Annotated in this window: 14 protein-coding genes; 8 read left to right on the top strand and 6 right to left on the bottom strand. The window is 64.8% G+C overall.

Annotated features, from left to right (window positions below; all coding sequences use genetic code 11):
* Positions 1 to 45: 45 nt before the first annotated feature.
* The gene (locus tag FJ434_RS19405; RefSeq protein ID WP_140507098.1) at positions 46 to 270 is read left to right on the top strand and encodes a hypothetical protein; all 225 of its coding nucleotides are present in this window, start codon (positions 46 to 48) and stop codon (positions 268 to 270) included.
* Here FJ434_RS19405 and FJ434_RS19410 read toward each other — a convergent pair.
* On the bottom strand, positions 262 to 1,446 hold the full coding sequence (locus tag FJ434_RS19410; RefSeq protein WP_140749823.1) for an NAD(P)/FAD-dependent oxidoreductase: 1,185 nt from the start codon (positions 1,444 to 1,446) through the stop codon (positions 262 to 264). The two genes, FJ434_RS19405 and FJ434_RS19410, sit on opposite strands and share 9 nt — an antisense overlap.
* Positions 1,447 to 1,541: 95 nt before the next feature.
* Between FJ434_RS19410 and FJ434_RS19415 the strand changes: the two genes are divergently transcribed.
* Positions 1,542 to 1,733, top strand: coding sequence for a hypothetical protein (locus tag FJ434_RS19415; RefSeq protein WP_140507102.1), 192 nt, complete (start codon positions 1,542 to 1,544; stop codon positions 1,731 to 1,733).
* A gap of 155 nt (positions 1,734 to 1,888) precedes the next feature.
* Entirely contained in the window at positions 1,889 to 2,926 is a 1,038-nt protein-coding gene (locus tag FJ434_RS19420) for a phosphatidylglycerol lysyltransferase domain-containing protein (protein WP_140749820.1), read from the top strand.
* Between the two features lie 54 nt (positions 2,927 to 2,980).
* On the opposite strand, the gene FJ434_RS19425 is transcribed toward FJ434_RS19420, so the two are convergent.
* Together FJ434_RS19425 and FJ434_RS19430 are read right to left on the bottom strand one after the other, a co-directional pair.
* Positions 2,981 to 3,742: an ABC transporter permease gene (locus tag FJ434_RS19425; protein ID WP_027146438.1), complete on the bottom strand. Its 762-nt coding sequence runs from the start codon at positions 3,740 to 3,742 to the stop codon at positions 2,981 to 2,983.
* Between the two features lie 14 nt (positions 3,743 to 3,756).
* On the bottom strand, positions 3,757 to 4,683 hold the full coding sequence (locus FJ434_RS19430) for an ABC transporter ATP-binding protein (protein ID WP_140715732.1): 927 nt from the start codon (positions 4,681 to 4,683) through the stop codon (positions 3,757 to 3,759).
* A 322-nt stretch (positions 4,684 to 5,005) separates the two neighbouring features.
* On the opposite strand from FJ434_RS19430, the gene FJ434_RS19435 reads away from it, so the two are divergent.
* Both FJ434_RS19435 and FJ434_RS19440 read left to right on the top strand, forming a co-directional pair.
* Positions 5,006 to 6,367, top strand: coding sequence for a cytochrome ubiquinol oxidase subunit I (locus FJ434_RS19435; protein WP_140749817.1), 1,362 nt, complete (start codon positions 5,006 to 5,008; stop codon positions 6,365 to 6,367).
* Positions 6,368 to 6,371: 4 nt separating this feature from the next.
* Complete coding sequence (locus FJ434_RS19440) at positions 6,372 to 7,376, top strand: cytochrome d ubiquinol oxidase subunit II (protein WP_140715736.1); 1,005 nt, start codon at positions 6,372 to 6,374, stop codon at positions 7,374 to 7,376.
* Positions 7,377 to 7,421: 45 nt separating this feature from the next.
* On the opposite strand, the gene FJ434_RS19445 is transcribed toward FJ434_RS19440, so the two are convergent.
* On the bottom strand, positions 7,422 to 10,010 hold the full coding sequence (locus FJ434_RS19445; RefSeq protein WP_140750047.1) for an AAA family ATPase: 2,589 nt from the start codon (positions 10,008 to 10,010) through the stop codon (positions 7,422 to 7,424).
* Between the two features lie 223 nt (positions 10,011 to 10,233).
* Here FJ434_RS19445 and FJ434_RS19450 point away from each other — a divergent pair, with 223 nt between their 5' ends.
* From FJ434_RS19450 to FJ434_RS19460, 3 genes are all read left to right on the top strand, one after another.
* Positions 10,234 to 10,509, top strand: a complete 276-nt coding sequence (locus FJ434_RS19450; protein ID WP_140507112.1) for a DUF4242 domain-containing protein — start codon at positions 10,234 to 10,236, stop codon at positions 10,507 to 10,509.
* Positions 10,484 to 10,750 (top strand): hypothetical protein, encoded by a 267-nt coding sequence (locus FJ434_RS19455; protein WP_140749814.1) that lies wholly within the window; start codon positions 10,484 to 10,486, stop codon positions 10,748 to 10,750. Before FJ434_RS19450 ends, FJ434_RS19455 begins: the two co-directional genes overlap by 26 nt.
* Before the next feature lie 75 nt (positions 10,751 to 10,825).
* A complete protein-coding gene (locus tag FJ434_RS19460) occupies positions 10,826 to 11,332 on the top strand; it encodes a hypothetical protein (protein WP_140749811.1) in 507 nt (168 codons plus the stop codon).
* Positions 11,333 to 11,436: 104 nt separating this feature from the next.
* On the opposite strand, the gene msrA is transcribed toward FJ434_RS19460, so the two are convergent.
* Both msrA and FJ434_RS19470 read right to left on the bottom strand, forming a co-directional pair.
* On the bottom strand, positions 11,437 to 12,162 hold the full coding sequence (gene msrA, locus FJ434_RS19465; protein ID WP_140715742.1) for a peptide-methionine (S)-S-oxide reductase MsrA: 726 nt from the start codon (positions 12,160 to 12,162) through the stop codon (positions 11,437 to 11,439).
* Positions 12,163 to 12,408: 246 nt separating this feature from the next.
* Entirely contained in the window at positions 12,409 to 12,705 is a 297-nt protein-coding gene (locus tag FJ434_RS19470) for a hypothetical protein (protein WP_140715744.1), read from the bottom strand.
* Positions 12,706 to 12,818: the final 113 nt, after the last annotated feature.

Raw genomic sequence — 12,818 nt, forward strand, 5'->3', positions numbered from 1 at the left:
CAATTTACACGTGGCGCCCTAGATCGCGACCAGGAGATCACCGCCATGCCCAAGTCGATCTACGACCGTGGCCTGCTCAAACCTGACGAAGTGGCCACCTTGCAACGTGTCTTCGATGAGGCCTGCCGCCGACGCGAAGCGCATCCCGAATCCGCCAAGGCGCGTGAATTGGCTCTCACCTTGCTCGCCCTCTACAATGCCGGCATGGTCGACGAGGAGATGCTGACCGAGGCTGTCGGTTTCCGGCGGCTGGAGCCGAAATCAGCGTGAGGTGCCCGGCTGACCGGGACCGGCGATCCGCCCGGCTATCGCCCTGGCCAATATGGCGGCATTGGCGAAGCAGCCGCGGATGCTCGGCCGCATGCCGGTGAACCACAGGCCGGGCCATTTCGGGTCGGCCTGGCCGCCGTTGAAGAGCGGAACGCCCTTTTCATCGAGCACGCCGAGATCGCCGACCATGCGCTCCAGCCCGGTACGGTAGCCCGTCGCGGCTATGACGATGTCGGGAGCAACCATGCTGCCATTGGCCAGGATGACGCCATCGCGGGTGAACTCCCGTATCGCCGGCACGACCACGATCCTGCCCGATTTGATGGCATCGACGGCGCCGTCGTCCGCGGCGATCGCGGTATAGTCCGAAGTCAGGCGGCTGGCGCCGCCGGCGGGTGCCGGCGGCATGCCGAATTTGGTGAGATCGCCGAAAACCAGGCGCTGCGTCACCGCCATAACCGCATCGGCGACGCGCAGCGGCAAGCGAGCCATGAGCGGCGAGAGGCGGTGTACGGCGATCTTGCCGACGCGCTTGGGCAAAAGGGCGGGACCGTTGCGAGCCGACAGCCAGACAGCGGCGGTGTCGACGCCCGCCAGGTGATTGAGGGCGTCGAAGCCCGAATTGCCGGCGCCGACAACCAGGACCTTCTTGCCTGCATAGGCCCGGGCGTCGCCAAAATCCGCCGAATGGATGATGCGGCCCGCGAACGCCCGCATGCCCTTCCATTGCGGCGTGTAGGGCTCCCTGTCGCGGCCGGTGGCGACAACGACGTGACGCGCCAGGCGCGAGCCGGCGCTGGTGCGCACGATCCAGTGGTCGCCCGCGAACATGATGGCCTCGGCGGAAACGCCAAACTCGACCGGCAAACGGTTCGCCTCATGGAAATCGTTCATATGGCGGATGACGACATCCCGGTGCGGAAAGGCGGGGGTCCCCTTGGGATAGGCAAGGCCGGGCAGCGCCGAGAGATCGCGGTGGGTGTTGAGGTGCAGCTGCTCGTGGCGCCGGCGCCAGGGCTCGGCGAGCCGGCTTTCCTTCTCGAGGACCGCCGCCGCCACGCCGGCCTTCATCAAAGCCCGCGCGACAGCCAGCCCGGCGACGCCGGCGCCAATGACGATCGCCGGCTCGATCGCTACCATCTGCTCCATCATCGTCCCGGGTGTCGTATCAGCCATTCACTCTCGAATCCCGTTCGCCCTTGCGGCAACCCCGAAAGGCTCGCAGGCCGTTGTAACAGTTTGATCGCGTGCAGGTCCCGAACGGCAACTCGATGCCGATCTTCGAAGGCCCCGCGCCGAGGCGCGATCTCGCTCCGGAGCATTCCACCGCCCGGTGGAAACTGCCGGTCGCGGTACCGCGGCCAAAACAACGACAGGAGCGGATTACCCGCTTCTGTCCGAATACATCCAGCCCTATATGGCATATCGGCGGCATCGGCGATAATCAGGTCGCGGCAAAGTGATTGATTCGAGGTCCGGGGGCTGGGGATCTCGTCACGGACGTGGGCATTCGAAACCGGCAATCGATTTCGGCTACCCGCGAGAAATCAAGACGCCGTGGCGCGTCTTGCGTGTCGACCGACACGTCGCGCCACAAACGGCACGCGGAATCTCGACCATGCCCTCCTTGCGGATCTATTTCGACAACATCCTCGAGGGGGCCTCGCCCAAGGTCGAGCGCCAGGCGCTGGCGCATGTCGAGCGGCTGGCGCTGGTTCGCCGCCATGGCGACTTCTCGCTCGCCTATTCCACCGCCGTGCAGCACAAGCTTTCCTATTTTGGCGACGCCGACGGCTACATCGCCTTCGGCACCAAGATGAAGCATCATTTCGCGCTCGGCGATCCGGTGGCGGCGCCGGCGCAGCGGCCCGGTTATATCAGACGCTTCGTCGAGAGTGCCGGCGGCCCATGGTTCGTGCAGATCGGCGAACAGACCGCCCAGGTCCTTGCCGGCCTCGGCTACAAGGTCAACCGGCTGGGCATCGATACCCGCCTGCCGCTGCCCGACCATGATTTCTCCGGCAAGCGAAACGAGACGGTGCGCTATTCCGAGCGCTGGCTGCTGAAGAAAGGCTTTTCGTTCGAGGAGGACAAACGCACGATCAACCTCGACGAGATCTCCCGGCTCTCCCAGAATTGGCGCGGCGACCGCATCGTCAAGCGATGGGAGATGGGTTTCCTCAACCGTCCGTTTTACAATCAGCTCGGCAGCGACATGCGCCGTTTCGTGCTGCACGGTCCCGATGGCGACCTGGTCGCCCTGCTCGACTTCGATCCGATGTTCGCTGGCGGCAAGGTGATCGGCTACACCACCGCCTTCAAGCGCAAGCATATCGATGCCTCGCCGCATGCCGAGATCGGCCTGACCAAATTCGCCGTCGACCGGTTTCGCGAGGAAGGCATTTCGGTGGTGACACTCGGCCTGTCGCCGCTCGTCGATGTGGGTCCCAGCGGATTTGCCGAAAGCGACTTCTGGCGCAACACCTTCCAGCGCGCCTACGATTCGCCCTGGGTCAACCGCCGCCGGTTCAACCTGCAGGGCCAGGCGGCATTCAAGCGCCGCTTCCACGGCGTCGAGGAGCCGGTCTACATCGCCTTTCGCGAGGGGACCTACATCGAGATGCTGGGATTGCTGCGGCTGGTCAAGGCGATTTGAGATCTGCCCTTTCCTCGCCCCGCGGAGCGGGGAGAGGAACCAAGTCCCAGCCGATCAGTTCCGCAGCCGGTAGCCGGTCCGGAAGATCCAGGCGACGATCGCGATGCAGACGGCCAGGAACACCAGCGTCATGCCGAGGCTGATGCCGACCGAGACGTCGGCCTTGCCGTAGAAACTCCAGCGGAAACCGCTGATCAGGTAGACCACCGGGTTGAACAGCGTGATCGTCTTCCAGATGCCGGGCAGCATGTGGATCGAATAGAAGCTGCCGCCGAGGAAGGTCAGCGGGGTGACGATCAGCAGCGGCACCAACTGCAGCTGCTCGAAGCTTTTCGCCCAGATGCCGATGATGAAGCCGAACAGGCTGAAGGTCACCGCCGTCAGGATTAGGAAGGCGAGCATCCAGAACGGATGTTCGATGTGCAGCGGCACGAACAGCGAGGCCGTGGCCAGGATGATCAGGCCGAGGATGATCGACTTGGTGGCCGCGCCGCCGACATAGGCGATGACGATCTCCAGATAGGAGACCGGCGCCGACAGAAGCTCGTAGATCGAGCCGACGAATTTCGGGAAATAGATGGCGAAGGAGGCGTTGGAGATCGACTGGGTCAAGAGCGACAGCATGATCAGTCCCGGCACGATGAAGGCGCCGTAGCTGATGCCGTCGATCTCGGTGATGCGCGAGCCGATGGCCGAGCCGAAGACGACGAAATAAAGCGATGTCGAGATGACCGGCGAGATGATGCTCTGCAGCACGGTGCGGAACGCACGCGCCATCTCGACCCGATAGATCGCCCACACCGCACGTAGATTCATGGCCGCGCGCGGGTTCATGGCTCTTGCCTCAGGAGATTGACGAAGATCTCTTCGAGCGAACTGTTCTTGGTGTCGAGATCGCGGAATTGAATGCCGGCCGCCTCGAGATCGCGGATCAGCGAGGCGACGCCCGGCCGGTCGCTCTGGTTGTCATAGGTATAGGTGAGCTGGTTGCCGTCCGGCGACAGTTCGAGCGCGTAGTTCGAGAGGCCCTCGGGCACGCTGCCGAGTGGCGCGCGCAGCTCCAGCCTCATCTCCTTGCGGCCGAGCTTGAGCATCAGTTCGGCCTTGTCCTCGACCAGGATGATCTCGCCGCGGTTGATGACGCCGACGCGGTCGGCCATGGCCTCGGCTTCCTCGATATAGTGCGTGGTGAGGATAATGGTGACGCCATCCTCGCGCAGCCGGCGCACCATCGCCCACATGTCCTGGCGCAGTTCGACGTCGACGCCGGCGGTCGGCTCGTCAAGGAACAGGACGCGCGGCTCGTGCGACAGCGCCTTGGCGATCATCAGCCGCCGCTTCATGCCGCCCGAAAGCGTGATCGCCTTGGCGTCCTTCTTGTCCCACAGCGACAGATCGCGCAGCACCTTCTCGACAAAGGCCGGATTGGCCGGCCTGCCGAACAGGCCGCGGCTGTAATTGACGGTTGCCCAGACGCTCTCGAAGGCGTCGATGGTGAGTTCCTGCGGCACCAGCCCGATCAGGCTGCGCGCGGCGCGATAGTCCTTGTTTATGTCGTGGCCGTCGACGGTGACGGTGCCCGACGAGCGGTTGACGATGCCGCAGACGATCGAGATCAGCGTCGTCTTGCCGGCGCCGTTGGGACCGAGCAGCGCGAAGATCTCGCCGCGCGCTATGTCGAGGCTGACTTCCTTGAGCGCGGTGAAGCCGGTGGCGTAGGTCTTGGAGACCCCGGAAATGGAAAGAATGGAGGGCATGGCTGAAAACGGCTGCTTGAAAGAGGTGACTTGATATAGGCCTGTTGTCGCCCAGTGCAACTGCAAGTCAATGCCCTGCTGCCAGTTCTCGACATTGAAGCCGGGGGCCGGTTGGAAATGGGTGGCTTCTATTCGGTAAAATTGTCCTGTGGCGTTCAGCCTCGCGGCGGGACGCCGCTTTGACCTGACCCAGCTTCGGGCTTATCCTTCGCCAGTATTGGAGCAATTCCAGGAAAAGTGTGAAGCGGTTTTCCCGGGAAAGGCGCATAACGCTTTCCCTAGGGAATTGCGGCAAAATAAATAATAGCAGCCGGAGCCCGCCATGGACCCGCTTATTCTCTCGCGCATGCAGTTCGGCGCGAATATCTCGTTCCATATCCTGTTTCCGACGATCACCATTGCCCTTGGCTGGGTGCTGCTGTTCTTCAAGCTTCGCTACAACGCGACCAATGATTCCGCCTGGATGCGCGCCTATTTCACCTGGGTGAAGGTGTTCGCGCTGTCCTTTGCCATGGGCGTGGTTTCGGGCGTCACCATGAGCTTCCAGTTCGGCACCAACTGGCCGGGCTATATGCAGCATGTCGGCAACATCGCGGGACCGCTGCTCGCCTACGAGATACTCACCGCCTTCTTCCTTGAAGCGGCCTTCCTCGGCATTATGCTGTTCGGCTTCCGCCGCGTTTCCAACCGCGTCCACACGCTGGCGACGGTGCTGGTCGCCGGCGGCACCACCCTATCGGCCTTCTGGATCATCGCGCTCAATTCCTGGATGCAGACCCCGGCGGGTTTCGAAATGCGCGACGGCGTCGCGCACGCCGTCGACTGGTGGGCCATCGTCTTCAACCCGTCCATGCCCTATCGGCTGGTGCACATGCTGCTCGCCTCGGGGCTGACGGTGTCGTTCCTGATCGCTGGCCTGTCGGCGCTGCGCTACCTCAAGGGCGACCGTTCGGAATCAATGTGGAAGGCGCTGCGCACCGGCGTCTTCACCGCCGCCATCCTGATCCCGATCCAAATCCTGGCCGGCGACCAGCATGGGCTGAACACGCTGGAGCATCAGCCGCAGAAGATCGCCGCCATGGAGGCCAACTGGAACACCGGCCCCAACGTGCCGCTGGTGCTGTTCGCGCTGCCCGACGAGGCGGCCAGGGAAAACAAGTTCGAGGTCGCGATTCCCGACGGCGCCAGCCTTATCCTGCGGCACAGCATCGACGGTGTCGTGCCGGGGCTGAACGATTTTCCGGGCAACCACCCGCCGGTCTTTCCGCTCTTCTGGAGTTTTCGCATCATGGTCGGCACCGGGCTTTTTATGCTCGCCATCTCGTGGTCGGCCGCCTTCTTCCTCAAGCGCCGGCATTCGCTGCCCAAGCCGCTCGCGCTGCTGATGGTGCCGATGGCGCTGTCGGGCTGGCTGGCGACACTGGCCGGCTGGTACACGACCGAGATCGGCCGCCAGCCCTGGCTGGTGACCGGCGTGCTGAAGACCGCCGACGCCGTCGGTCCGGTGGCCGGCAGCCATGTCGCGCTGACGCTCGCCGTCTACCTTCTCCTCTACGTGCTTTTGCTGATCGCCTATCTCGGCGTGCTGGTGCACCTGGCGCTGAAGGCGGCCAAGGATGGCGACACCTCGCCGCTGCCGGGTGTGATGAAGACGGCCATGTCGCAACCGGCGGCGGGGGAGTGAAAAGATGAGCTACGACTGGCCAACCCTGCTCCCCCTCATCTTCGCCGGCCTGATGGGCCTCGCCATTCTGATCTACGTCATCCTCGACGGCTTCGACCTCGGCATCGGCATGCTGTTCGCCGCCGCCGAAGACACCGAGCAGGACACGATGATCGCCGCGATCGGCCCGTTCTGGGACGCCAACGAGACCTGGCTGGTGCTGGCCGTCGGCCTGCTCCTAGTCGCCTTTCCGCTGGCGCATGGCGTCATCCTCACCGCGCTCTACATTCCGGTCTTCGTGCTGCTGGTCGGACTGATCCTGCGCGGCGTCGCCTTCGATTTCCGCGCCAAGGTGCCGGCCGGCCGCAAGCACCGCTGGAACCGTATTTTCTTCCTGGGCTCACTCACCGCCTCGCTGGCACAAGGCTACATGCTGGGCGTCTACGTGCTCGGCCTCGATGTCGGGCCAGGCGGCATGGCGTTCGGCGTGCTGGTGGCGTTCTGTCTTGCTGCGGCTTATGCCGCGATGGGCGCTGCCTGGGTGATCTACAAGACCGAGGGCGAGTTGCAGAAGAAGGCGGTGCTCTGGCTGCGCACGGCGCTGGTGCTGACCGCGCTCGGCATGGCCGCCGTGTCGCTGGCGACACCCTTCGCCAGCCCGCGCATCTTCGCCAAATGGTTCGATTGGCCGCGGATGCTCTATCTGTCGCCGCTGCCGATCCTGTCGGCGCTGCTGTTCCTCTGGCTGTGGCGGCAGACCTTCCACCTGCCGCGGCCCAACGACCGCCATTCGCTGACGCCGTTCCTGACGCTGGCCGCCATCTTCGCGCTCGGCTTTGCCGGCCTTGCCTGGTCGTTCTATCCCTATGTGGTGCCCGATCGCCTGACCATCTGGCAGGCGGCGTCGGCGACCGAAAGCCTGGCCATCATCCTGGCCGGCACCGTGGTGGTGCTGCCGGTGATCATCTTCTATTCGTTCTACGCCTACCGCGTGTTCGGCGGCAAGGCGACGGATTTGACGTATGATTGAGGCTCTGACCTACGAGTAGGACGGGCGGCGGATCAAACTGCCGGTTCAGATCAGCCCGCTGTCTCGCGCGGCGGCGGTGGCCTCACCGCGCGACACGGCCTCGAGCTTGCCCAGCACCGCCGAGACATGGTGGTCGACCGTTTTGGGCGAAATGGCGAGATGCGCGGCGATGCGCTTGTTGGACAAGCCGCGCTCGATCAGCTGCAACACTTCCATCTGGCGCTCTGTCAGGCCAGCGCGGTTGGCGCGCGTGGAGCGGCGCGGGCCACGGGCGACGTGAATGACGCCGCTTCGGCGCATGATGTCGCGCACGTGCTGGGCGACCGGCCGGGCACCGAGCGCCTCGAATGTCTCCAGTGCTACCCGCTGCGCGGCCTCGTCGCCCTGGGCAAGCGCCAATGCCCGTTCGTAAGGTGCGTCGAGCTCGGCCCAGGCCGAGGCCGCGCCACGCCAGTCACCGGTGAGCAGCATCTTGTACGGCAAGGCCATGCCGGCCGTGTCTCCGGGATCGACATCCGGTGCCAGCATCTGCCGCCAGACGGCCAGTTCGGCAAAGACCGCCCGCGTCGGTGACAGACCTTCGGCAAGCCCGATGAACCGCAGCGCCTCATCCTTGTCCGCCTGCCCGAGCCAGGCTTGTTCGGCAACCACCGCCGCGTAGGGCAGCAGCCGCTGCAGCTCGATCCCCTTTTCCAGAAACCGCTTCATCTCCGCCAGAAGCGGCTCGGCCGACGGGTCGCCGCGCCGAAGGCGAAGTTTGGCCAGCGCAACCAAGGCGGGATAGCGCACCAGGGCCGTGGCCTGATCGTTGCCGATCACGTCCAGCGCCTCGGAAGCCGCCTCATCCCAGCATCCCTGACGCAGCCGCAACTGTGCGCGCACGCCGTGCATGTAGTCGCGCCATGTCGCCAGATCGTTCTCGACGCAATAGTCGATGCCGCGATCGAGGAAGGATTGAGCCTCGCGGTAGTCGAGCTGGTTCATGCCGCCACAAGCGCAATTGGTGAATGCGCGTGCCGCGTGCTCCTGAAAATTCTCCTGCAGCGCGATTTCGAGGCTGCGGGCAAGATGCCGCCGGCTGCTGGCCAGATCCAGCCACTGCTCGGCGGCGCCGACATTGTTGAGCGCGTGGCAGACGACATCCGCCCGGTTCAACCGTTCGGCGAGCTCTATCGCCCTGGAGCCCAGCGACAATGCCTCGTGCAGTCTTTCGGCCAGCATCGCCAGCTGCGAAAGGTTAGAATAGGCCATGGCAAGTTCGGCACTGGGCCCAACGGCCTCCAGCAACGCGACCGCCTGGGCGCCGAACCGGTCGGCGGCCTGTCGGTCGCCCAGGAGATAGGCGAAGCGGGACAGCCATCTGAGGCTGTCGCCTTCCTTCAGACTATCGCCGAGCGCCTGCCGCAGTGCGCGCGCCTGCTCCTGCGCCTTGATGGCCTCGTCGATGCGCGCGATCAAATGGCACTCGAAGGCATACTGCTCGTAAAGCCCGGCGCGCTCTTGCGCGGGCAAGGTGTCGGCCTGGCGCAAGGCGACCTCGTAATAGCCGGCGGCGTCGCGATGAGCGCCAACCCGGGAGGCCTCGCGTGCGGCGACCGGCGCCAGTGCGCGCACCGTCTCAAGATTGTGTGCCTCCACCGCGTGATGGACCAGCCGCGCGGTGGCGACGTCGCCCCTTTCGAGCAGCGCCGACAGAGCGCGCTGGTTGAACGCCCGCCGGTGGCTGGTCGTCAGCATGGTCTCGATGGCGTGGCGGGCGATCTCGTGGCGAAACGCATAGGCGTCGCCCAGATCGTCCAGCAAACCGTTGGATACGCATTCCGCCAGCTGGCCGGCGCTGGCCACGCCGCACAGGCCCGCCAGGGCCCAGGCGTCGGCGCGCCGGGGAAATACCGAGACGGCGTCGAGCATCGAACGGGCACCGGCCGACAGACGTTCGGCGCGCGCGAGCACCGCGTCGCGCACGCTGGCCGGCAGCGCCGTTTCGCATTCGCAGCTCAACAGTTCGGTGACGAAAAAGGCGTTGCCGGCGGTCGCCCGGTAGATGGCATCGCCGTCTCGGCCGGCGGCACCGGCGAGCGACAGCACCGCCGCTTCGCTCAAAAGCGGCACGTCGATGCGTGCAACGCTTGCGGCCGGGATTTCACCCAGCGCGCGGCGCACGCGCATCTGGCCCTCGCTGCGATCCGTGCGCGCCGTCAGCAGCAGCAGGATGTGGGTGTTGGCGATGCGGCGGCCGAGAAAGCGGACGAAGTCGAGCGTCGCGTCATCGGCCCAGTGCAGGTCCTCGATCACCAGAAGGGTCGCGCCCGTTCTCGCCTCGAAGACATCCAGTGCATCGGAAAACAGCGGCAGCCGCTCTCCCCGCCGCGCGTCGACCGCCTGCGGCATTGCCCATTGCGCCTCGCGTGCAAGGTCGTAGAGCGGCCCGAGCGGATCGGGAATCGACAGGTCTTCGCAGGCGCTGCGGAAGATCTGGGCCCGCGCACCGGTTTCGCCGATGAAGGCTTCGACAAGGGCCGACTTGCCGGCGCCCGCTTCGCCCGACAACGCCGCCACGTGACCGCGGCCGCGACCTGCCTGCGCCAGCAAGCCGTCCAATTGCGCCAGCTGTTCCTGCCGTTCCAGAAGCATCGTCATTGGCTCATGTGATCCTGGCTGCGGCCGCCGCACCCCAGCCCGGCCGCCAGGGTAGCCGGGCTCGGTATCTGCTGTGTGGCTCCTGGACTAAACGCCGTTAACATGGGGAATCGTCCCGCCAAACATAGGGAAAGGTTCCGATGCGCGCCGTTGACGGGCGTGATCATGTCCAGCCGCGCTCAATTCGAGCGTGTCCAATGGAAAAGGGAACCTCGATATGCCCCGCTATGTGGTTGAACGTACATTTCCTGACGGCCTCAGCGTGCCGATGAACGATGCCGGCGCCGATGCACTGGCCGGAGTGATCATGCGCAATGCGGAGAAGGGCGTCACCTGGGTGCAGTCCTTCGTGTCGCCCGACAAGAAGCAGAGCTTCTGCATCTATGACGCGCCTTCGCCGGAGGCGATCCGCAGCACTGCCCAGAAGAACTCCCTGCCTGTCGACAAGATCACGGAGGTACGGGTTCTTGACCCTTACTTTTACCGCCCATGAAAGTCCGATCAGCCAGCGCAACGGCAACATGTCCGACATGCCGGCCAGCGACACGACACCTGCCATGGGAGATGGCCGCCGGGCGTGGGGCTTGCCCCGCCGCCTGTGGCGGATCGTGTCGGCGCTTTCCGCGCAATTGCCGGGCAGGCGCCGGCCACCGGAAGGCGACTATCTGAGGCGCGACATCGGCCTGCCGGAGCGCGAGGAGCTGCCCCACTACTGGGACTTCACCCGGCTATAGCCACCGATACGTCCGGCCGTCCGGCTTCGCTGCGAGGAGCGGCTGCTCCCGCGCACATCAAAACGAGGAGAGAATATGAACATCCATCTATGGACCAAACATCTCATCAACCTGTCGATCCTGTCGATCGCGGCCACGGCGGCGAATGCCCATGATACCGGCGCGCTGGACGAGAAGGTGCGGGCAGCCAATGGCCGCTTCGAGAATGTGGCGATGGCGACCGCTGAAGGCTATGCGCCGATCCCGTGCGCCAGCGGCATTACCGGAGGCGCCATGGGCATCCACTACGTCAATGCCGCCTATCTGAAAGACGACGCGGTCGATGTCGCCAAGCCGGAGGCGGTGATGTACGAGCCGACGGCCGACGGCAAGCTCAGGCTTGTTGCCGTCGAATACATCACCTCGAAAGGTCCGGCCTCGCTGGCAGGGCAGCTGTTCAACTTCAACAGCGCTCCCAACCGCTATGGTTTGGGAGCTTTCTACGAACTGCATGTCTGGGCGTGGAAGAAGAACCCGACCGGGACCTTTGCCGACATGAACCCTGACGTGTCGTGCGATGCAATGAAGGCCGACGGCATGTAGCCGGCCTTCACCCCGGGGCCAACGCATCCAGTGCCCACCCAGGCGGGGCGGGCCGGAGCCGATTGGTCCCGGGGGACACTCGCCCGCGGGACGTTGCGGCAAGGTCAGTTCGAAGCCGACAGCACCAGCACCGGCTTTTCGCTGTACAGCGACGGGAACAGCGTCTTCAAATTCGCCACCTTGGGCAAGTCGTTGTAGACGATGTAGGGGTAGGTCGGGTTCAGCGTCAGGAAATCCTGGTGGTAGTTTTCGGCCGGGTAGAAGGTCTTGCCGGTCTCCAGCGTGGTGACGATGGGTTCGGAAAACACCTTGGCCTTGTCGAGCTGGGCGATATAGCTCTGCGCGATCTTCTTCTGGGCGTCGTTTTCGGCAAAGATCGTCGAGCGGTACTGCGTGCCGGAGTCCGGACCCTGGTAGTTGAGCTGGGTCGGATTGTGGGCGACCGAGAAATAGACCTGCAGCAGCTGGCCATAGGTCACCTTGGACGGATCATAGGTGATCTCGACGGATTCGGCGTGGCCGGTGCGGCCGGTGCCGACCGTCTCGTAGACGGCGTCGTCCTTGGCGCCGCCTGTATAGCCCGAGACCGCCTTGCTGACGCCCTTGACGTGCTGGAACACGCCCTGCACGCCCCAGAAGCAGCCGCCGGCGAAGATGGCCTTCTCGCTGCCTGGAGCCGCCTTTTCGTCGATTGCCGGCGGCGGGATTTTCACCGCGTCCTCGGCGGAGATGGCCGGCGTCAGCCAGAAGGCGGCGCCCGCGACGGCAAGGGCGAGTGCGGCGAGCCCGCCGCGGACAAAGCCGGTCGAACGATTCTTGATATTGGTCATGGTTGCACTCCTCATGGTTTCCCCTGGGATCGGTCCATTGGGGATCAGTCTATTGGATCGGCTACCGTGGCGCGATGCGCGAGTTGCGGCGGAGGCTCACATTCGCGTGCGGCCCGGACTTTTTGCCTTGACGTCATTCCCGACGCATAACCGCTTCAAGCTTTCCGGGATTGCTCCGGCAACTGTCCCCGGCTGGACAGGGAGCCCGCCAGGGACAGAAGGCCACGCGCCAATCTCAATTGGCTATCAATTGGCCGTGGCATCCGTTGCCGGCTTCATCGCATCGGTCGCCGGTTTCATCGCGTCCGTCGCGGGCTTCATGGCATCGGCGGCGGGCTTCATGGAGTTGGTGGCCATCGGGTCGGCCGGCTTCATCGCATCGGTTGCCGGTTTCATGGCGTCCGCGGCCGGCGCCATGGCGTTGGCGGCGGGCTTCATCGTGTTGGTGGCGTCATCGGCGCGCGCGATGCCGCCGGCAGACAGCGCCGTCGAGCAGAGAGCGAGCGCGAGCGCCGGCAGCGTCAGGCGGGAGAAATTGGTCATGATAGGCTTCCTTGCTGGGTTGATGGCACGCCCTTTCCGGGCGGCCGGGCTCTTGCGCCGCTGTCCGTGCGGCGGCGCAAATCTCTGCTTGGCAAATCTCTGCTCGGCAAATC

This window comes from Mesorhizobium sp. B2-5-13 (assembly GCF_006440535.1).
Classification (GTDB): Bacteria; Pseudomonadota; Alphaproteobacteria; order Rhizobiales; family Rhizobiaceae; genus Mesorhizobium; species Mesorhizobium salmacidum.